Origin of the sequence: Streptomyces sp. NPDC060000, from assembly GCF_042737375.1 — a bacterium.
Taxonomy (GTDB): domain Bacteria; phylum Actinomycetota; class Actinomycetes; order Streptomycetales; family Streptomycetaceae; genus Streptomyces.
Genome location: NZ_JBHWUU010000014.1, coordinates 102,208 through 123,276 on the forward strand (window position 1 = coordinate 102,208; position 21,069 = coordinate 123,276).

The 21,069-nt window shown below is 71.7% G+C and carries 12 protein-coding genes and 2 pseudogenes; 12 read left to right on the forward strand and 2 right to left on the reverse strand.

Annotated elements, in window-relative coordinates; translation table 11 throughout:
* Positions 1-112: 112 nt before the first annotated feature.
* From ACFWBB_RS10580 to ACFWBB_RS10625, 10 genes and pseudogenes are all read left to right on the forward strand, one after another.
* Complete coding sequence (locus ACFWBB_RS10580; RefSeq protein WP_385269251.1) at positions 113-1,108, forward strand: alpha/beta hydrolase; 996 nt, start codon at positions 113-115, stop codon at positions 1,106-1,108.
* 399 nt (positions 1,109-1,507) lie between these two features.
* Positions 1,508-2,374: a helix-turn-helix transcriptional regulator gene (locus tag ACFWBB_RS10585; protein ID WP_385269253.1), complete on the forward strand. Its 867-nt coding sequence runs from the start codon at positions 1,508-1,510 to the stop codon at positions 2,372-2,374.
* 213 nt (positions 2,375-2,587) lie between these two features.
* Complete coding sequence (locus ACFWBB_RS10590) at positions 2,588-3,556, forward strand: alpha/beta hydrolase (RefSeq protein WP_385269255.1); 969 nt, start codon at positions 2,588-2,590, stop codon at positions 3,554-3,556.
* 20 nt (positions 3,557-3,576) lie between these two features.
* A pseudogene (locus ACFWBB_RS10595) lies at positions 3,577-4,005 on the forward strand (alpha/beta fold hydrolase); the annotation flags it as partial.
* A gap of 332 nt (positions 4,006-4,337) precedes the next feature.
* Positions 4,338-5,147: an alpha/beta fold hydrolase gene (locus tag ACFWBB_RS10600; protein WP_385269277.1), complete on the forward strand. Its 810-nt coding sequence runs from the start codon at positions 4,338-4,340 to the stop codon at positions 5,145-5,147.
* 310 nt (positions 5,148-5,457) lie between these two features.
* A complete protein-coding gene (locus ACFWBB_RS10605; RefSeq protein WP_385269257.1) occupies positions 5,458-6,330 on the forward strand; it encodes a hypothetical protein in 873 nt (290 codons plus the stop codon).
* A 557-nt stretch (positions 6,331-6,887) separates the two neighbouring features.
* Entirely contained in the window at positions 6,888-8,564 is a 1,677-nt protein-coding gene (locus ACFWBB_RS10610) for a glycosyltransferase family 2 protein (protein WP_385269259.1), read from the forward strand.
* Entirely contained in the window at positions 8,561-9,568 is a 1,008-nt protein-coding gene (locus ACFWBB_RS10615) for a glycoside hydrolase family 26 protein (protein WP_385269261.1), read from the forward strand. The genes ACFWBB_RS10610 and ACFWBB_RS10615 overlap by 4 nt, the downstream gene beginning before the upstream one ends.
* Positions 9,565-11,433 (forward strand): ArnT family glycosyltransferase, encoded by a 1,869-nt coding sequence (locus tag ACFWBB_RS10620; protein WP_385269263.1) that lies wholly within the window; start codon positions 9,565-9,567, stop codon positions 11,431-11,433. The genes ACFWBB_RS10615 and ACFWBB_RS10620 overlap by 4 nt, the downstream gene beginning before the upstream one ends.
* Positions 11,434-11,805: 372 nt before the next feature.
* Positions 11,806-14,115, forward strand: coding sequence for a hypothetical protein (locus ACFWBB_RS10625; protein WP_385269265.1), 2,310 nt, complete (start codon positions 11,806-11,808; stop codon positions 14,113-14,115).
* Here ACFWBB_RS10625 and ACFWBB_RS10630 read toward each other — a convergent pair.
* Positions 14,096-15,424, reverse strand: coding sequence for a hypothetical protein (locus tag ACFWBB_RS10630; RefSeq protein WP_385269267.1), 1,329 nt, complete (start codon positions 15,422-15,424; stop codon positions 14,096-14,098). The genes ACFWBB_RS10625 and ACFWBB_RS10630 overlap by 20 nt on opposite strands.
* 79 nt (positions 15,425-15,503) lie before the next feature.
* Positions 15,504-18,275 carry a hypothetical protein gene (locus ACFWBB_RS10635; RefSeq protein ID WP_385269269.1) on the reverse strand — a complete coding sequence of 924 codons (2,772 nt, stop codon included), beginning with the start codon at positions 18,273-18,275 and terminating at the stop codon, positions 15,504-15,506.
* 555 nt (positions 18,276-18,830) lie between these two features.
* Between ACFWBB_RS10635 and ACFWBB_RS10640 the strand changes: the two are divergent.
* Positions 18,831-19,211 (forward strand): annotated as a pseudogene (locus ACFWBB_RS10640) (cysteine/serine endopeptidase inhibitor); the annotation flags it as partial.
* Between the two features lie 1,068 nt (positions 19,212-20,279).
* The gene (locus ACFWBB_RS10645) at positions 20,280-21,029 is read left to right on the forward strand and encodes a polysaccharide lyase family 7 protein (protein WP_385269279.1); all 750 of its coding nucleotides are present in this window, start codon (positions 20,280-20,282) and stop codon (positions 21,027-21,029) included.
* Positions 21,030-21,069 lie beyond the last annotated feature (40 nt).

The following is a 21,069-nucleotide window of genomic DNA, read 5'->3' on the forward strand; positions in this document are numbered from 1 at the left end:
GGTCGCACTGGCGGGACCGCTCCCCCGGTGTCACCGCGACCCCTTCGGGTAGGAGAGGGCGGTGATCTTCTGACGGACGGCCGATCGTGACGAGGGAAGGAAACGTGCACCGTTGAATTCCGAACCCGCAGAGGGCCGACGCGGGTCAGAACGCCCTGCCGTCGTCCTCGATCCCGTCGTGCAGCGGCTCGTCGACGCCTCCGCCGACCCGCCCTACCTGCACCAGCTCGGACCGGCCGACGGACGGCAGGCGCTGCTGGAGATCCAGGGTCACCCGTCCGAAGGCTGCGGGCTGGAGGCCGAGTACCGGGTGGCGCCGGTGGGTCCCCGCGGGCTCGTCGGCTTCTGGTTGTTCCGGCCGACGCGGCCGACAGGGCCGCTTCCTGTCGTCGTCTACCTGCACGGCGGACGGTGGATGCTGGGTGACGCCCGCACCCACGCGCGTCTGATAGGGGAGCTGTCCGCCATGAGTGGCGCGGCCTTCGTGGTGCCCGAGTTCACCCGTGCCCCGGAGGCCCGTTACCCGGTCGCGCTGGAGGAGTCGTACGCACTCCTGACGTCGGTGGTGGAGCAGGCCGACGATCTGGGTCTGGACGGCCGCAGGCTGGCGCTGGCCGGCGACTGCACGGGCGCGACAATGGCCACGGCGCTCACCATGATGGCCAAGCAGCGGGGCGGCCCGCACATCCGCGCACAGGTGCTGTACTACCCGATGACCGATCCGCACTCCACCACCCCGTCGCGGGACGAGTTCGGTTCCGGCTACCTGCTGCCGCGTGAGGCTCTGGACTGGTATTGGCGTCAGTACACCAAAGACGCGTGCGCACTGGCCGAGCCGACGGCCTCGCCGATGCGTGCGACCACGGCGGACCTCGCGGGGCTGCCTCCCGCCCTGATCGTGACGGCGGAGGCGGACGTCGTACGGGACGAGGGCGAGCAGTACGCCCGAATGCTGCGGCAGGCCGGGGTCCCGGTGACCGCCGCCCGTTACCTGGGGACCGTGCACGACTTCGTGTCCCTGAGCTTTCTTCAGGACAGCCCGCCGACCGTGGCGGCGATCGAACAGGGCGGCCACTTCCTCAACAGGGTTCTCGCCGACCGGCGTTGAACGGCAGGCTCGACGGACGTCGCGGACGCTGACGAAGTGAACTGTTCGACTGCCGCCGCAGAAGGACCGTCAAATTACTGATGCGTCCGGAGCGGGCTGCTTGCGAGGGTGAGGGGCGTGAGGCCGCCGTCGGTGGCACGTCCTGCACAGGGCGCGAGCATCCCGGCGCTCGGGCCGAAACGGAACGGTCCGTCTGGCCCATCGCCCGGGACCCACATCGAATTGGTCCTCGGATGCGCCGGAAGCCACGTCCGTCCTCTTTCCCGGGAGTTCATAGCGAGACAGCCGCTTCCCCTTCCTCGAGAACCCTCCAGCCTTCAACGGCGCGGCCGACTCCTTCCTCTCCGAAGGCCCCGAAAGGCCGGACGAGCGACCCACGAAGGCAGCCCTGAGAACCGGATGAGAAAAAACCACACCGAAGGCGAGCAACGGGAAAACAAAATGGTCCGGTCGATCACCTTGTCCATGTCGGAAACTCCAGAGCAGGCAAGTATAGAAATGACCCCCGGAAACAAATCCGATCCTTTCATAAGTTTGTCGTGGCCCGCCGGAGGCGACCACAGATATCTATATCTGGGCGTCAACCTGTCCGACCTGACATTGCCTCTCCATCCGGGCTCCAGCCATGTCATGAGTCCGGGCGACCTCATCATTCTGGGCACTTTGACGCCCCCCGGTCACTTCGCCGAGGAACTGGCCTTCTTCCGAGTTCCGTGCTTCCTCCTCGACGTATCGGAAGAAGCGCTGCGCCGCAATTCTGTTATCCACGTCGGCAGCAGGACCGGCTTGGCAGAACTTGTCTCCCGATTCCTGTCGGCCCTCGCAAAGGCATCACGGTCCCAGGATTCAACGGTCGGCAGACGGCTCGCCCTGAACACCGCAGATCTCGTCGCGCTGCTGCTGAGCGAGATCCAGGAGAACAGCGTCGGCAAGTTCACGAATCCGGGTCGTGAGCTGCTGCTGCGCATCCAGTCCCATATCCAGGAAAATCTCACCGACAGCGGCATGTCGCCGGAATCGATAGCCCGGGCGCACCACATCTCGGTGCGTTATCTCCATAAGCTCTTCCAGAGCGACGGCACCACCGTCGGTGCATGGATCAGACAGCAACGACTTTCCGTTTGCCGCCTCGAGCTCCGCCGTCGGCGCCATAGCGTGGCCGTGGTGGCACAGTCCTGGGGCTTCACCAGCCCCTCCCATTTCAGCCGAATCTTCCGGCAGACCTACGGCCTGTCTCCGACAGAGTGGCAGGACTCGGTGCTCTGAAGGTCCGTTCACGAGTGAGCCACACCGAACCAGGATCACCGCACACCGTCCGAAGTCCAGTGGTGCACTGCTGGGCCATTCCCCGGGCAGCGATACGACATCCGCCCCCTGTTCGCCGCCGTAGCGTAGGGCGTGAAGGCGCCAGTACCCCAGCCGCCCGAGGCTCCTCGGGAAATCTCTTCCCCTCTCTGCTTCCGTCCTCAGGAGATCCGCATGTCTGATGTCACCGCGCCGGTCGAACCCGTGCTCGAGCCCGCTGCGGCGGCGTTCGCGGAAGCCACGGCGAATCCGCCCTATCTGTTCGACCTCGGCCCGGTCGAGGGCCGAGTAGCGGTCGACGAGGTGCAGTCCGGAGAGACCGACAGGCCTGCCGTCGACGAGGAGTGGGTCGCCTTGGCCGACGGCCCCACCGGGCAGGTGCGAGCACGCGTCGTCCGGCCCGCCGGAGTCACCGGCGCCCTGCCGGTGATCCTGTACATCCATGGCGCCGGCTGGGTGTTCGGCAACGCCCACACCCACGACCGACTCGTGAGGGAACTGGCCGTCGGCGTCGGCGCTGCGGTCGTCTTCCCCGAGTACGACCTCTCGCCCGAGGCCCGCTACCCGGTCGCCATCGAGCAGAACTACGCGGTCGCGCGGTGGGTCGTCGCACAGGGCGCGGCCAGAAGTCTGGACACCACCCGGATCGCCGTGGCCGGCGACTCCGTGGGCGGCAACATGGCGGCCGCGCTGACCTTGATGGCGAAGCAGCGCGGGGACGTCCCGCTCGTCCACCAGATCCTCTTCTACCCCGTGACGGACGCCTCCTTCGACACCGGCTCCTACCACCAGTTCGCCGAGGGCTTCTTCCTGCGCCGCGATGCGATGCAGTGGTTCTGGGACCAGTACACGACCGACGAGGCCGAGCGCGCCCAGATCACCGCGTCCCCGCTGCGCGCCACCACCGAGCAGCTGACCGGCCTGCCTCCGGCCCTGGTCATCACGGGCGAGGCCGACGTACTGCGCGACGAGGGCGAGGCCTACGCCAACAGGCTCCGCGAAGCCGGCGTGCCCGTCACCGCGGTCCGATACCAGGGCATCATCCACGACTTCGTGATGCTCGACGCCCTGCGCGGTACCCACGCCGCCGAGGCCGCCATCAACCAGGCCGTCACCGCTCTCCGTACCGCCTTCGGCATCTGAGCCCGAGAGAGAAGGCGCACATGCCGAGCCCCACCGTCGTCCTGGTGCACGGCGCGTCAGCGGACGCCGCCGGCCGGATCGGAGTCATCGACGAGTTCCAGCGTGGCGGTGTCGCCGTCATCGCGCCGCCGAATCCGCTGCGCGGCCTTTCCACGGACGCAGCCTACGTCGCCTCGGCGGCCGCGCAGATCGACGGGCCCGTCGTCCTTGCCGGCCACTCCTACGGTGGCGCGCCGATCACGGTCGCCGGGACAACCGAGAACGTCGTAGGGCTGGTCCCCACAGCCGCCTGCGTCCCTGAAGAAGGCGAAACCAGCGGCGAACTGCGGGACCGCTTCGCCGCCTCCCCGCTGGTGGACAACCTCGAGATCGACGGAGCCTCGCACGCCGTGCCGCTCTCCCCGCCCAAGGCCGTCGCACAGACCGTCTTCGACGCCGTACACGCCGCCGCCTGATTGCTCCGGCCTGTCGTCGAAGTCTCTGCGCTGCCCGCCCGGACAAGTTCCGACCAGGGCCCTTCCAGTCGACGCGGTGGACGGCAGTCGCGGTGCCCACCCCTGCCGGCGAACGGCGTTCCGTGGGCGTAACTGCACAGCAGGAGGGCCGCGTCGGCGCCATAGGAACCCCGCATGCCCGAGTGCACGTGCACGCGCTTCCCGGAAGCACCAGCAAGGCTCACCGTCCAAAACCAACCGATCACCTTCTGATCAATCCAGAAATGGAGTTTCCCATGACCCGATTTTCCTCTGCCGTGCTCGTGCAGCACCGCGGCCGAAGCGCCATGGCAACCGCAACCGTCGCAGCGATCCTCACGGGGATCGTGAGTCTCTCGGGAACGGCGGAGGCGAGGAACACGGCGTCGGGGCCGGCCCGGCAGAAGCCGACGATCGTCCTGGAGCACGGAGCGTTCGCCGACGCGTCCAGTTGGACCGGTGTCATCGAGCGACTGACCCGCGCGGGCTATCCGGTGGTGGCCGCGGCCAACCCGCTGCGAGGCCCAGCCGCTGACGCCGCGTACCTGCGCAGTGTCCTCGACCGGGTCGCCGGCCCCGTGATCCTCGTGGGTCACTCCTACGGTGGCACCGTGATGAGCGAGGCGGCGGTGGGCCGGGAGAAGAAGGTGAAGGCACTTGTCTACGTCGCCGCGTTCCTCCCTGACCAGGGGGAGACCTCGCTGGGACTGTCGAACAAGTTCCCCGGCAGCACGCTCGGCAACGCCGTCGAAGCGGTGCCGTACGCCCTGCCGGACGGCGGAAGCGGGAACGACCTGTACATCAAGTCCGACAAGTTCCGCGCCCAGTTCGCCGCGGACGTGCCCCGCGGGCAGTCGGCGATCATGGCCGCCACCCAGCGGCCCATCGCCGCCTCCGCTCTGGAGGAGCCGTCCGTCGGCGCCGCGTGGAAGAGCATCCCGACGTGGTCCCTGATCGCCACTCAGGACTTCAACATCCCGCCGGCCGCACAGCGATTCATGTCGAAGCGGGCCCACGCCCACACCGTCGAGGTCAAGGCGTCCCACGCCGTCGCGGTGTCCCACCCGGACGCGGTCGCCCGGGTCGTCAGGCAGGCAGCGGACTCCACCACTCGCTGACCCGGTCGGCCGTCGCCCCTCGCCCACGCGCGCGGGCGACGGCCCGGCGACGTCCTCTCCAGACCGAACGCGTCCGGGCACGCCGTACGCGTTCTTGCCGGTGTCGGCATACCAGCCGCCGCCGGCCTCGTCGCCGAACGCGGCGGTACGAACAGGAAGACTCACTTCCCTTCCGTGCACCTCCCGTCCCGGACGCCCCCACGGGACAACGGCTGTTCCTAGAGTCTCCGACGGCGCGAACGGCGCGAACGGCGCCTGTGGCTGTGCCCGTGCTCCTGTGTCCTTCACAGCCCCGGGGAGAAGCGACTCGATGAACATCATGAGCGTCACCGACGCAATGCCGCGCACGGATCCGATTCGGGTGCAGCCGAAACCCAGCGCCGTCGCGCGGGTCGTGCACACCGGCGGCATCGGGATCGCCCGGGACCGGCTGCGGGTGCGGAGCGGGTACGGCGACCGGTATCGCGGGGCGCTGGCCGTCGCGGCACGGGCGCTGCCCGCGAGCCGCGGACCGCGGACCGGCCGCCACGACGACCGGTTCCGCGTGCTCGCCGATCTGGCGGCGGTCCACCTCTATCTGACCGGCGGCTGGGCCGAGCTCGACGACGCGCTGCCCCGGGGAACGGCGGGCGCGCATCTGCCGCTCGCCCGCTGTGTCGCCTCGGGTCTGCACCGGCTGCGGTCCTACCGCGGGCCCGCGGTCGCGCGGGCCCGGGTGGACGGCCCGGCGGCGGACTGGTACCGGGAGAACCGGTTCGTCACCGAGCGGGGTTTCTGGACCGCGTCGGCGTCGACGGCCGCGCTCCGGGAGGGCGGACCGGGGTTCGTCGTCTGGTCGTTGACCGGTCGCCGTACCGCGACGGTCGATCCGTACGCCGACGACCGGCTGGCCTTCCTCCCCGGCACCCGGTTCAAGGTGCTGCGGGTGACCGAGGGGCGGTGGCCCACCGTGCTGATGCGGGAGCTGTTTGCCGAAGAACCGGGTACGGGCCCTGACCGGCCCGGTGGTTCCGGGCGCGGACACACGCCGTGGCTCGACGAAACCACGCTGTCCGAGCTGGAGCGGGTGGTAGGCGGTCCGGGCGCGGAGGGGGTGGCGGTGCCCGTGCCCGCCTTATGGGCGGACCCCTACGGCAGAGGGCCGACCGCGCGGCTTCCCGGACTGATGGTGGGAGAGGCATGAGCGACCTGGAAGAGACACCGGAAGAGGTGCGGGCCGCTGTCCGGGAAGCCTGGGGGGCCGGCTGCCAGGACCGGCGCCGCGATGTCCTCGGTCCGCCACGGCACGAGGGCGACCCGCAACCACCCGGTCCCCTGCGGCAACCGTGCGGCCTCTTCCCGGATCCTCCTTCCCCGGACCTTCGGCGGACCGAGCACTGACCGCACCGGCCACCTCCACGAGCGGGGCGATCAGGACGGACAGCGCGGGCACACGGTCCAGCTCAACTCTTTTGCTGTGAAGGGGAGTTCGAGCGAGCTGACCCCGGCCCAGGGATCACGTCCGGCAAGCGGCCTGCGGCTCGGCTGCTCCGCCGGCCGGGGCCCGTGTCGCGGTGACCCCAACCCCCGTTCCTTGGTGCAGGGTTCGTGCCCGTACGGCCCCTCTGCCGCCGGTACGGGCGGGCCTCGGCGCGCGGGTCCCTAGCCTGGGCTTCGTGCTGCCGACCGAGCGGCGCCGGTCACCCCGCGTCGGCATGTCCGGTCAGCGTTCTCACCAGCCGCCCCCTGGAGCCCGATGTCATGGCCGCCCACCGTGTTCTTGTTTCCACCGGGGCCGCACGGCCGCCTCTCGGGGCGCGGCGCCCCTGGGTGGGCCGGGCGTCGCGCGCGGCGGCTCCCGAGGGGCTGCTTCCGACGCCTCCCGACGACCGGGAGAAGTACTCCTACGTCGTGCGCCGCACCTGGCTGCTCAGCTTCGCCTCGTTCCTCGGGTTCGTATGCGTGCTCTACAGCCAGATCGACTCGGCCCGGCACGGCCCGTGGATCTGGATCTTCACTCCGGTCCTGCTGCTGTCCGCACTGAGCTTCGTGATCTCGTTCAGGCTGGATCTCTTCACACCCGACTTCGATCTCAAGGCCCACCGCGAACTGGTGCGCTCCTGGGCGCCGTGGGAGTACCCGTCGGTCGATGTCCTGCTGCCGGTGTGCGGCGAGCCGATCGCGGTGTTGCACAACACCTGGACGCACCTGCAGCGGCTGGCCGAGTCCTACCCCGGGCGGCTCACCACCCTCGTCCTCGACGACTCCGACAGTCCGGAGGTCGCCTCCATGGCGGACGACTTCGGTTTCCGCTATCTGGTGCGGCCCAACCGCGGCTGGTTCAAGAAGGCCGGCAACCTGCGGTACGGCTTCGAGCGCTCCGACGGGGAGTTCATCCTCATCCTGGACGCCGACTTCGCCCCCCGGGCCGACCTCCTCGATGAGCTGCTGCCGTACATGGACGCCGACCCGGACGCCGGAATCGTGCAGTCCCCCCAGTTCTTCCGCGTCCTGGACCAGCAGAACTGGATCGAGCGCGGCGCCGGCGCCGTTCAGGAATTGTTCTACCGCTCGGTTCAGGTCTCCCGGCAGCGAAGCGACGGTTCCATCTGTGTCGGCTCGTGCGCCGTCTACCGGCGCACCGCGCTCGCCGAGGTCGGCGGCACCAGCCTGATCGAGCACTCCGAGGACATGCACACCGGATTCGATCTGCGGGCGCGTGGCTGGGACCTCCGGTACGTGCCCCTCGCGCTCGCCACCGGTCTGTGCCCGGACACCATCGGCGCCTACTACAGCCAGCAGTACCGCTGGTGCATGGCCTCCATGAGCATGCTGGGAAGCCTGGAGAACTTCTGGCGGGTGAGGATGCGTTTCGTCACCCGCCTCTGCTACGTCTCCGGGTTCGTCTACTACATCGAGTCCGCCCTGATGATCTTCACCGGCCCGCTGATCGTGTGCGTGCTGCTGCTGTTCTTCCCCGAGCAGGTCAAGTTCACCGACATGTGGCTGCTCCTGCCCGGCGTGGTCTACGTCGTCGTCGTGTACCCGCTGTGGCACCGCAGCCCGTACCGCCTGGAGGCATGGGCGACCCGGGTCCTCTACAGCTGGTCCCATGTGTTCGCCGTCTGGGACGTGCTGCGACGCCGCGCCATGGGCTGGCAGCCCACCGGTTCCACAGGTGCGCGCAGGAACGACACCCGGCGCCTGTGGATCGGGATCTGGGGCTGGACCGTACCGGTCACCGCGCTGTGGATCGGCGCCGCCGTGTGGCGAATGGACACGATGGTGCCCGAGGACTTCGCCCTGCCGCTCGGCTCCGGCCTGTTCTACGCCGCGGCCGTGCTCCGCCTCCTCGTCCTGCCCCGTCCCGAGGAGCCCACGGCGGCGGGCGGCTCCCCCGTGCCGGACTTCGCCGCGGCCGGCGGGGCCTCCGTATGACCGCCGTCGCGCGCCGGACCGCGTTGCTGGGTACGCTCGCCGCCGCGGCCTCGTCGGCGGGCTGCGCCCCCAGCCGCACGGCGCCGATCGGGGCCGGCGGACAGGGCCCCCTCGTACGGACCGCACCGTACGTGCCGTTCGACGTCACCTGGATGATCCGGCCCGCGCACGACCGGAAGTACCTCGGAGCCGCCTTCGCCGGGAGCACCGTGTCACCGGGCGTCCTCGACGGCTGGGCCGGGAAGGCCGGCAAGGCACCCAACCTGCTCTCCTACCACCTCACCTGGGGCGACGGCTTCCCGACGGGCGAAACCCTGGCGGTCTGGAGACGCAGGATGCTGCCGTACGTCGCCTGGGAGCCCTGGAGGTCGACGCTCCGTGACATCTCCGGGGGCCGTGACGACGACTACATCCGGCGCACCGCGCGCACCGTGCGCGACCTCAACGTGCCGGTCGCCGTCGGTTTCGCGCCCCGGATGAACGGCGACCGGTACCCGTGGGGGACCCGTAAGGCCGCCCCCGCCCCGCCCGCGGAGTTCGTCGGCGCGTGGCGGCACATCCACGATCTCTTCCAGGACACGGGGGTGTCCAACGTCATCTGGGTCTGGAGCCCCACGGTGGACGTCCCGGTCCCGCCGGTGCGGTTGCGGCGGTACTACCCGGGTGACGCCTACGTGGACTGGCTGGGCCTCGTCGGCCACTACACCAGGACCGGCCCGCACAGGTTCGACACCCTCTTCGCCCCCGCCATCAGGAAGGTCCGGGCCTTCACCCGGAATCCCGTGCTCATCGCCGAGACCGCCGCGGAGCCCGGTACCCGCAAACCGGCGGACATCAAGGACCTGGTGCGTGGGGTGGCCGCCCACCGGGACGTGGTCGGCTTCGTCTGGCTGGACGTGGACAAGGAGACGGACTGGCGGATCGACAGCAGCCCCCAGGCGCTGGCGGCCTTCCGGCGCGGGGTCGCCGACCCGCGCTTCGGCTTCGACGTGAGGCACCCGTGACGACCGCGGAGGATCCGGTGGTCGCCTTCCCCGGCCGTCCCGCCGACGCCCCCGGAACGCCCTCGCACTCTCCGGCCGTCCACCAGGGGCGGAGGCCGGTGCTGGGGCCGGAGGGGCCCGCGGGCGGGCATGAGACGGAGCACTCGGGTCGGCCACCGCGGCATCCGACCGGGCCGCACCCGGCCGTGGACGGGGACGACGGCGGGCGGTTCGACTCCGAGTCGACCCTGCGGCTGCGGGTGCTGCCCGCCCCGGGCCCGGAGCCCGCGCCCGGGTACACCTTCGACGAGATCACCCGGGCGGACTGGGTGCTCGGGCCGGTTCCCGGCAGAGGCTGGGCCGCCGAGACGGGTTCCCGCCGGACCCGGGTCAGCCGCGCCCTGCTGGCCTGCCTGCTGCTGGTGCAGGCAGTTCTGTCCCTGCGCCTGCACAACACCGCCTTCGAGGACGAGGCGCTGTACGTCTACGCCGGGCACGCCGTGATCGACCACCTGTTCCACGGCGTTCCCGACTACGGCGGTTTCAGCACCTACTTCTCCGGCTCGCCCACCCTCTACCCCGTGCTCGCCGCCTGGGTGGACTCCGTCGGGGGACTGACCGCGGTGCGGGTGATGAGCCTGGCCTTCATGCTGGGCGCCACCACCCTGCTCTACTCTTTCACCCGCATGCTCTTCAACGAGCGCACGGCGCTCTGCGCGGCGGGCGTCTTCGCCGTCACCCAGTCGACGCTGTTCCTGGGCCACTTCGCGACCTACGACGCACTGGCGATCCTCCTGCTCGCGCTGAGCGCCTGGGCCGTCGTCCGGGTCGCCGCCGGCCACTGGGCGCTGCCGCTGGCCGCGGTGCCGGCGGCGGGCCTCGCGACCGGAGTGAAGTACGCGTCCGCGTTGTTCCTGCCCACCCTCGCGGCCCTGCTGGTACTGGCCGCCCTCCGGCGGCTCGGCGGGCGTCAGGCACTCCTGCGCGGTGCGGTGTTCACCGCCGGCGTGACGGTACTGCTCGGCATCGGCGTGGCCACCACCGACTACCTGCAGGCGATCCGGAGCACCACCACCGACCGGGCGCACGGCACCACGTCGGTCCTCGCCATGGCCTGGGACTGCTCCCGGTGGGGCGGCCTGCTCTTCGCCCTGGCCTGCCTCGGCACCTGGCTGTACGCGCGCCGCGACCGGCTGGGCGAGGTGCCGGGGCAGCGCCGGACGGGTCCGGGGACCGGATGGCGCCTGGCCCTGGGAGTCGTTCTCACCGGCACCGCGCTGCTGGCCCCCGCCTACCAGATCCATCTGCAGACCAGCGTCTCGCTCAACAAGCACATCGGGTACGGCCTGCTGTTCGCCGCCCCGATGGCGGGTGTGGGCGTCAGCCGTCTGATGGGGGCGCACTTCCGGTTTCCCCAACTGGCCATCGCCGTAGGGGTGCTGGCCCTGACGCTCGGCATGTCGCAGTCGGCCCAGAACTACGGCATCTGGCCCAACGGCACGTATCTGATGCCCGAACTGGCGAAGAACGTGCGGCCGGGGCAGAAGTGGCTGGGCCAGCCGCACGAGGCGCCCGTGTACTACCTCAGCCGCGAGGGGCTCACCGACTACACCTTGTGGACCTCGGTCTACTACATCGACTACACAGGACGTCAGGGCCGTCATCTCATGGGTGCGGACGGCTACCGGGCGGCGATCGACGACGGCTGGTTCGACGGCGTCGTGCTGGACTGGTCCGACCAGCCGGGAGACATCCAGGCCCTGGTCCGCGGCGAGATGCGGACCAGCGGCAGATACCGGCTGGCGAGCGCCCTGGTGTACCGCACCTCCGTGGGCACGGGCCATTTCGAGATCTGGCTCCCCATCCCCTCCGCACAGCCGCGCTGACGGGCGACCGACGACGGTCCGCCGTATCCGTGCCCGTCCGGGCCGAATCCCGGCCCGGACGGGCACAGCTGCCCCGCAGGGCGGGCTTCGGCCGTCTCGGCCGTGGCCGGTCTCCATATCATCGGCCCGGACGCCACTCCGTAGGGCCGAGGGGTTCGGCACGGACGAGCGGAACCCCAGCACGACTACGGAGATACCGCGCATGAATCACAGCCAGGTGACCGGACCGGTCAGGCCCCGGCCCTCGTCTCCCGGTGCCGCGGGCGGCGGGCCCGACGCCCGCCGCCAGCGCCGGCCGCTCTCCCGGGGCATCCGCGTCCAGGCCGCCGGCACGCTCCCCCACGACAGTTCCACGCCGTGGCGGACCGGGACTTGACCTCCAGAAGCAGGGGGAGCAGCGGTGGGGTCGGCAGGAAACGGCCGTGGCTGCCGCCGAAGACCCGCTCCGCACCACCGGCCGAGCGGCACGAAGCGCCGTCGCCCCAGTGGCGGGAAGAGCCGTCGGCCGAGCTGGCGGTGCAACGCGTCGGCAGCGCATGGCTGGTGCGCCCGGCCATCGGCCCCGACCGGCGGTCCCTGCTGTTCGCCGCCGGCCTGGCAGCGGACCCCGAGTACGCGGTCGTCGTGGTGGATCTCCTGCCGGAAACGGCACTGGCCGCGGTGGAGGAGGCCGTGACACACGCGGTGCCCGCGGGACCTCGTGGCCTGCGGGTGGTGTTCGGCAGACCTCCGTCGCAGGGACCGGCCGCGGCGGGCCGCTGGCTGGCCGGGCGGCTGGGGCAGGACGTGCTCGTGCCGGACGGTGTGCTGCTCCCGTCCGCCGGGGGCGCCCTGTTCATCGGGGCGGACCGGGGCCGCGGCTGGGTGCTCTGCCCACCTGAGGGCCAGGAACGGTACGTGTCCCGCCGCTTCCCCCGGCCCGCCTGGGACGAGACCCTGCCGGACCGTCCCTGGCCGGTGGGGAAGTCCGCCGTGGCCGAACCGGTGAGCGCCGGGGTGTGGCTCCGTCCGGCGAGCGAGGACGCCGCCCAGCACCGCCACCGCCGGTACCTGGCCGCCCGCCTGCGCTGCCGGAGCGACGCGGCCACCGTGGTCATCGGCACTCCCGATGCCCCCGCACTGGCGCCGGAGGACATCGCCCGCTTCTGGCAGGACCTCCCCAAGGACGCCAGAACCACGATGCGCGTCGTGCTGTACGGGCAGCCGCGGACGCCCGGCGGCCGTCCTTTCGGCGAGACTCTCGCCACCGTGACCGGCGAACCGGTGCACGTGTACAACGGCTTCCCCACCAGCGACCCGCTGGTCGGCCGCGCACCGCTCGCCGACGTCCTGTTCATGGAGCGGGACGGGACGCCGGGCCGCCCCGTCTTCGCCCGTGAGTACCTCCAACTGCCCCCGGAGCCGGGAGGACCGTCCGACCCGCCGCTCGCGGTCGACCACCGCTGGCCCCTCGACCACCTGCCGATGCTCCGCCGGGGCCTGTACCGCGGCGGGCCCGGCGTGGCCCTGGAGGTGCTCCCCTGGGGCCTGTGGATACGCCCCTCCGCCGAACCGTCGTACGCCGACGAGGTGCGCGCCGCCGCCCCCGACCCCCACCACGAACTGATCCTGTGCGACGACAGCGTGCAGCGGACGCTGCCCCGGCTGCGGCAGCTCGCCGAGGACGTCGTCCGGAGCCTGCCCCCGGAGACGGGTCTGCTGGTACGGGTGCTGACCGCGGACCGGCCGTGGGGGGTCCCGGCCGCCCGCCCCGGGGCGGAGGCCCCGCCCCTGGTTCCCGGTGAACTTCCGCCCGCCGGGGGCGGGTCGGGGCCCGCGCAGGCCGCTACGGAGCCGACGAGACCGACGACCGGCCCGCTCAGCGGTTCCGACTCCGGTTCCGGTTCCGGTTCCGGTTCCGGTTCCGCGAAGGACACCGCCATCGTCGCTCTCGCCCTCCAGCAGAAACCGGGGCTGGGCAGGAACCATCCGCCCGAGGCCGTCCTGGCGGGACTCCTCGCGGCTCGTCTCCAACTGACCGTGCACGGCCGGGGAACCGGCCGGGAACACGAGAACCCCGGCGTCGAGGAGCCCGGCGGCGGGATGCCGGCGCCGACCGCGTCAGCCCTGGACGGACTGTCCATGCTGCCCGTGCACGACGGTGTGGTGGCGCTGCGCACCGACCTCGCCGAGGCGGAGACGCGGTGGTACGACGCACACCGTCAGGTCGTCGAGCACGGCGTGTGCTCGGCGTCCATCACCGGGAATCCCGGGAGAGCGGGCAACACCGACATGGTGGTCCGCTCGGTCACCGGCCGCCGCACGGCCCTGCTGGAACCGGAGCTGCCGGACCGGGTGCTGTTCCCGCCGGGGACGCGGTTCGAGATCCTGGATGTCCGGGCTCGGCGCGGCGAGCGTACGGTCGTGATGATGCGGGAGCTTCCGGCCCGGTCCCCGGGGGGCGCGGGAGGCGGTCCGGTCCGGGGGGTCGTGCGGGAGCTCGAAGAGGCCCTGCGTGTCTGGCGCGCGGACGAGGAGAGCGGTCTCGAGCGGTCCGGGACACCGGACCCGTTCGCCCGGCCGCCCGGCCTGGGGAGCCCGGCCCCTGCCCTGGCCCCTGCCCAGGCGCCGGCGCTGGCCCAGGCGCCGGACGGATCCGGCGCCGGGGACCGACCGGCCGTGCTCAGTGAGCGGTTCCGCTGACCCACAGAGTCGTGCCGTCCTGCCGGATCACCACGTTGCCGTCGTCCTGGAGGACCAGCTCGGCACCGTCGTGCCCCGCGGTTCCGGACGACCAGGCCGTCTGGTCGTCCTCGGTGTAGACGACGAGGTGGCCGTCGGCCTGGAAGACCGTCTTGTAGCCCCGGCCCTCGGTGTGGGAGGACCAGCGGACCGTGCCGTTCTCGTCGGTGATGACCAGGTTGCCGTCCTCCTGCATGGACAGGCCGGCCCGGTCCGACACGATCGAATCGCCGGTCTCCAGGACACGGGTGGCCTGGACGACCAGGCCGCCCGCGTCCGGCACCGTCTCAACGGCCGATGGAGCCTGCGGAGTACCCTCGGCCGGCCCCGCGGGCGTGGACATGGTGGAGGCGGGAGAGGCCGCCGGAGAACCGGGGACCGGCGGGGTCTCGGCGCGCACCGCGGCCGCCGGTGCCGGAGTGGTGCGCGTGGTCGCCCCGCCGTCTCCGGTGGCGGTCCCGGCGAGTTGCACCGGCGCGGGCGAGGTCGAGTAGTTTCCCGCACCGCCGGCCACGGGGTGGCTATGCGGGGACGGCGGAGCGCCACCGGCGAGGACTGTCGGAGCATGCGGGGAGGAGGGGGGCGCCGACGAGACCTGGGGGTGCGGGGCGCGGATGCCGGGCCCCTGGTAGGGCTTGCCGGGAGAGACGCTGATGCCGGAGGCCGACGGGGCGGGGGGCGAGGACGGGGAAGGCGCGGAGGACGAGGAGGAGGGCAGGGAGGGAGAGGTGGTCTCGGGGGTGGGGCGGGCCGTGACGTCGATGGTGAAGTCCGGGTCGGCCGCCAGCGGCGAGGGGGACTTCTGGCCGGAGGACTCGAAGTCGGTCTCGTGGTCCTTGTCGTTGTGGCTGTTGTTCAGCGCCAGCGGCAACGCGACCAGCACCGCTCCGGCGACCGCCGCCGCGGCCAGTATCGGCCGTGCGCCGGACTTGGCGTTGCCTGCGGGCGCCGCGCCTTCCGCCGTGGCACCCTCCGCGCCGGATCCCCCTCCGGCGGGCCTGCGCCGATGGCCTCGCTCCGGCCGGTCGCCGGATCGCGGTCCCTCGTCCGAGCGGCGCGCGGCCGCGTTCCGCGATTCGGTGTCCGCCCCGCCACGAGCCGTCCGTGCGGTCGTCCCCGAATCTCCGCGCTGCGGCTCCTGAGTGCCGGGTGCGGTGGGGGCCGGGAAGGCGGAGGGTGGGGCGGACAGGACCACGGCCCGCCGCATCCTCAACTGCTCGGTGGCTTCCGGAGGCGCCCCGCGCCTCGGCGTCCTGCGATCGGCGGACATGTTCTTTCTCCTCTGTTCTGCTCTGCTGTGCTCTGCTGTGGGGTGGGTGCGTCCGGCACGGCGGCGCCGGTCGACGTGATCAAGCGCGGTCGTTCCCGTCGCCGAGCCGAGGGGCCAGCTGTCCGACGAGCCGGGGCGGCCACGCCGCGGCGGCGTCGGCCGCCGGTGCCCGGTCCGCCGCCTGGGTGAGCGCTGCCAGGGCGGCCCTGTCCTGAGCCTCGTGCTGACCCGAACGTGCGGCGGGGTCGCCCTCGGCCACCTCGCGCAGCAGTACCGTCATGGCTCGGGGCCGCCCCTGCGTCCCGAGGACCCTGAAGCGCGTCCCGGGAGCGAAGACGACCTCCTCGCCCTTCGCCGCCGCGGGAGCCGAGGCGAACAGGCCGCGCGCCCGCCGCCCGGTCACCGACCAGATGAGGTACCGGTCGGCGGTCGGCCAGGGGGCCCCGTCCAGTGCCAGCGTGCCGACCGGCCCCGCCTCGCACAGTTCGCTCCCGGGGGACGGCGTCCCCGCATCCGGCGGGAGGACTCCCGCGTCGCGGACGACGACCCCCCGGTACGACGGGAGCCATCGGAGACCGGATGCCAGACAGGACAGATAGGGAAGCGCGTCGTCCGCCCCCGCTGCCAGCCGCCGCTCCAGCCAGATCCAGCTCAGCGGGCCGTCGTCGAGGGTGAGGAAACAGCGCACCGCGATCAGATCCGCGTGCGTCTCCTCGTTCTGGCTGTGTGAGCGCAGCCCCGGCACCACCATCAACGTCCGGGCGATCGCGGCCTGTTGCTGCCACCACCGCTCACCGGCCAGGGCCTGGAGCGCCCTCCGGTCGGAAGGGCTGCTCCGGTGCCGCGGATTGACGCGGACGGGCAGGGCGGCCCGGCGCGCCGGGGCGGCGGGGGCGAGCGGACGTTCCTGGGCGGTGGCCCGGGCGGGCGCGGGCGTGGGTGCCGGCACTGGCTCGGGCGCGGGTGGCGGCAGCGGAGGTGTCATGGACGACAACGAAGACACCGGAGACATCGGAGATGCCGGAGCGGTGGCCGTGCTTGTCGCGGGAGCGGGAGCGGGAGCGGGGACGGCGATGCCAGTCTCGGTACCGATACCGGTGCTGGGGTTGGGGCTGGGGTTGGGGCTGGGGCTGGGGCTGGGGCTGGCGCCGGCCGGATCCTGCGCCGGAGTCTCGCGCGAAACCTTCCAGGGAACCGGAACGGAACGGCCGCGCGGCCCTCCCACCGAACGGGTCGCGGCGCGTGCCTCGGCGAAGCCCGGCGGGACCGGTGCTCTCCTCGTGGCGAAGGCGGGCACGGCCGGGGCGTCGAGCACCGGCGCGGGCGGGCTGTCGAGCACCGGCTCGGGCGGGGCGGCCACGCGCCGGACCCGTACGCTCATCGGCGAGGTGTGCCAGGGGGCCTCGGCGGCGGAAGCGTCCGCGTACGGCGCAGCCTGGCCCGCGGTACGCGGCAGCGCCGGCTCGGATCGCTCCTCTGCCGGGCCGTCCGAGATCGGGTCGGCCGACGTGTCCCGGTATTCCAGGCCGAGCCCCCGTCGTTCGGCGACGCCTCGCAGCAGACGCCGTCCCTGTGCGCCGCACCGCCCGAGCACATGAAGCGTCGTCCGCGCCCGCACGGACGGCTCCAGTCCGCCCATCAGCGTGTCGAGCACCGGCCACAGCCCGTCGTCGAGCCGCTGCCCCGGCGCACCGACATGCACCATCGTCGTGTCGTGGGAGAGTGCCCATCCGGACGCCTCCGGGGGCACACCGCCGTGGGAACCCACCCACAGTCCCGCACGGGTGACGGCGACCTGCCACACGGCGTCCAGCAGCAGCACTCCGTTCTCGGAGGTGGCGGCCAGTCCGGCGACGGGCGGTCGCCACCGCAGAACGCGCGGTGCCGGGGCGGGCCCGTCGTGCCCCGGGAGACAGGTGACGGCTTCCACGTAGGGCCGCCACGACGGTTCGCCGTCCGCTCCGACCAGCACCACGGCCCAGTCGGCCGTGCCGTCCGCCCGCTCCAGCAGGGCGGGAACTCCGCTCACTACCTCCACCTCGGTGCCGAGCAGTTCGGCAGTCTCCTGGCCGGTGTTCAGGAGGTCACGCCCGTCCCCGGGGACGAGGCGGGCGGTGGCGCCGGCTCGCGAGGGCAGGAGGGCCAGCAGTTCGGCCAGCGCCTTCGCGGAGACCGGGGGCGTGCCGGGAGTGCCGACCACGACGGCGAGCCGCTGTTCGTCCATGGGGATCGAGGCGCCGACGGCCCGTTCGGCATCCGGCACCGGTCCCGCCGTCCGGATCAGCACCCCCGCCGGCACGGGCTCGACCACATGCCCGCCGACCGCGTCGGGCGCCAGGCCTGCCGCCGCGTCCTCCCAGCTCGGCACGGGATGACGCAGCCCGAGCGGCCGGGGGGCCAGGCCGGGGGTGAAGCGCCACCAGCCGCCTGGTTCGGCGGAGGTGAAGAGCGACCCGTCGGAGGCGACCAGCACGGGACCTGCGGGGGCGACGACCTCCATCCCCCAGGTGTCGCGGACACGCCTGGCGGGAGCCGGGCGCCCCGGGAGATCGGCTCCCGCACCCGACCACAACAGCCGCACGCCGGTGATCCCCGACCGGCGGCACTCGTCCAGCATCTGCCCGAGCTGCTTCCACACGCCCTCGGAGTACGGGAGGCTCGCGGCGATCACCACGGTCGCCTGGTCCCGCTCACCGTCACGCAGAGCGTCGACCGTTTCGGCGAGCCGCGCCGACTCGTCGGCGTCGGCCGCGAGCAGATAGACGGGTCCGGACCGGCGCGAACGGTCCGCACCGCCGAATCGGGGAACGAGCGTCCGCAGGGGGCGGAGGCCGGTCGTCCATCGCCTCACAGACCACCGGCCGACACGGTCGTACGCCTGCCGGCGGTATGCCTGCCGGCGGTATGCCTTCCGGCGGTATGCCTTCCGGCGGTATGCCTTCCGGCGGTAGGCCTGCCGGCTTCCGGAGCCCCGGCCGCCGCCCGGATCGCCCCCGCCCCCGCCCCCGCGCCGGCACCGGCACTTCGTCGGCCGGCTCCTGCGGAGCGCTCCGCTCCGGTGGGCCGGTCAAGGGTCTCGCTCATGCCCTTCTCACTGGTCGCCGTGTCTCCCGTCCCCTGCTGCGCTTCCCGGGAAAGACATGCCGCCCGGCACTGTCATCGCAGCAGGCCGGGGCGGCGGACGGCAAGGCGCCCGGTCCAGCAGTGCCCCTTCAACGGCGGCTCGTGCACGAGTGGACATCGCCTCCCGGCGGTGCCCGCCAAGTGACCGAAGAGGCGGACTGAGTGGCTCGCCGGGCAGAGCCCCCGGCGGATCGCCGTCGTGCCCTTCCACTTCTTCAATGATCGGCGCGGCGTTCCGAGCCGAGAACCGATTCACCACACATGAGACTGATCAGGAGATTGCGTGTCAATCCGGAACCGGATCATCGCGGGCGGTGCTGTCGCCCTGGTGACGGTCATCTTGGGGGGTGTGTCCCTGGCGCTGGCCGACAACCCGGTCAGTACCCGGACCATCTCCGGTCAGATGACGTACTACAACGACAGCGGGTACGGCGCGTGCGGAAGCGTGGTCGACGCGGCCCAACAGGATCTCGTCGCCGTGTCGCACGAGTGGTGGACGTCCGCCGACCCCAACCAGGACCGGCTGTGCCGGGGCGTCGACGTCCAGGTGACGTACAACGGCAAAACGATCACGGTGCCCGTCAAGGACATGTGTCCCTCCTGCGCCGCCGACCACCTGGACCTCAGCCAGACCGCGTTCCAGAAACTCGCGCCCCTGGAGAAGGGCCTCGTCAAGGGCATCACCTGGAAGTTCGTCACCGACGGCGGCGACACCATCGAACCCCCGTCCCCCTCGCCCGAACCGGAGGGCGGCAAGGTGCCGCCGTCGGGCGGATCGGGCGGTTCGAGTTGGCCGGTGCGGTATGCGGCTCCGTATGTGGAGACGTGGGGGTCGCCCGAGGGTCTGGCGAAGGCGCGTGAGGCGGGTCTGCGGTATGCGACGCTGGCGTTCGTGCTGGACGGTGGGGGCTGCAAGGCCACGTTCAACGGGAATACGCCGGTGACGGATCAGGGGTGGGTGTCGGCGGTGGAGGGTCTGCGGGCGTCGGGGGGTGAGGTGATCGCGTCGTTCGGCGGGGCGTCGGGTACGGAGCTGGGGCAGGGCTGCACCTCGGTTCCGGCGTTGCAGGAGCAGTACCGCACGGTGGTGGACGCGTTGGATCTGTCGCGGCTGGATTTCGACATCGAGGGTGCGGCGCTGGCGGACAGTGCGGCCAATCACCGTCGTAACCAGGCGTTGGCGGGGTTGCAGCAGCAGTACGAGGCGGCGGGTCACCGGCTGGATGTGCAGTTCACGCTGCCGTCGGGGACGCGGGGTCTGGAAGCGGGGGGTGTGGCGTTGCTGCGGGACGCGCAGAGTGCGGGGCTGCGGGTGTCGCTGGTGAACATCATGACGATGGACTACGGGTCCGCGGTCAAGGACATGGGGCAGGCCGCGATCGACGCGGCGACGGGTCTGCATGATCAGCTGGGGCAGATCTGGACGTCGAAGTCGTCGCAGGAGTTGTGGGCGATGGAGGGCAACACGCCGATGATCGGGGTGAACGACACGGCGGGTGAGGTGTTCACCACCGGTGATGCGGAGCGGGTGGCGAAGTTCGCGGTGGACAAGGGGATCCAGCAGTTGTCGTTCTGGGCGGTGGGCCGTGACAAGGCCTGTCCCGAGGCGGGGAAGCTCTCCGATTCCTGCAGTGGTACCGAGCAGAGCGAGCACCAGTTCCTGGACATCTTCAACACCGTCACCACCACAACCCCCGGCACGGAACACGGCACTGAGCCGGTCGACGGACAGGTGAGGAGCAGCGGCACGCCGACACCCACGGCCGACGCGACTCCCGACGCCCCGAACAGCGGCGGCGGCAGCGGTGGCAGTGGCAGTGGCAGCAGCGGTATCGACTTGTCGGTCTGGCAGTTGCAGCAACCGGTCGGCTCCCCGGGATCCCCTACCACCATCGCCTCTTCCCGGCTCCAGGGCGGTTACCGGGACTCCTACCTCTACACGGACGGCGACGGTGCCCTGACCTTCTGGTCGCCCGAGAAGGGTGTCACCACGCCCAACTCCAAGTACGCCCGCTCGGAGCTCCGGGAGGTGAACCGGGACGGCAGCAGCGCCAACTGGTCGCTCGGCGGCACCCACCGGATGAGTGTGACCCTGCGGGTGGTGTCCGTGACGTCCAACGTGTGCGTCGGACAGATCCACCTGGGTGAGGGGGGCTCGTCCACCAAGCCGCTGCTGGAGCTGTACTACCGCTCCAACGGCGACATCGTCCTGGGCACCGAGAACTCCCCGGCGGGCGGCCAGACGCTGCACACGGTGGGACATGTCCCGGTCGGCGAGAAGTGGAGCTACACCCTCGGCGTCTCCGGTGGCGACACCATCGACGTGACGGTCAACGGGAGCACCACCCACTACCCCATCGCCTCGTCCTTCCAGTCGTACAAGCAGTACTTCAAGGCCGGGGCCTACAACCAGTCCGCGTCGGACAGCAGCACCAACGGAGCCCGGGTCGCCTTCTACGCGCTGACCGTCTCCCACAGCTGATCCGCGGCACACACCGAGCCGCAACACGACGGGTAGGGCC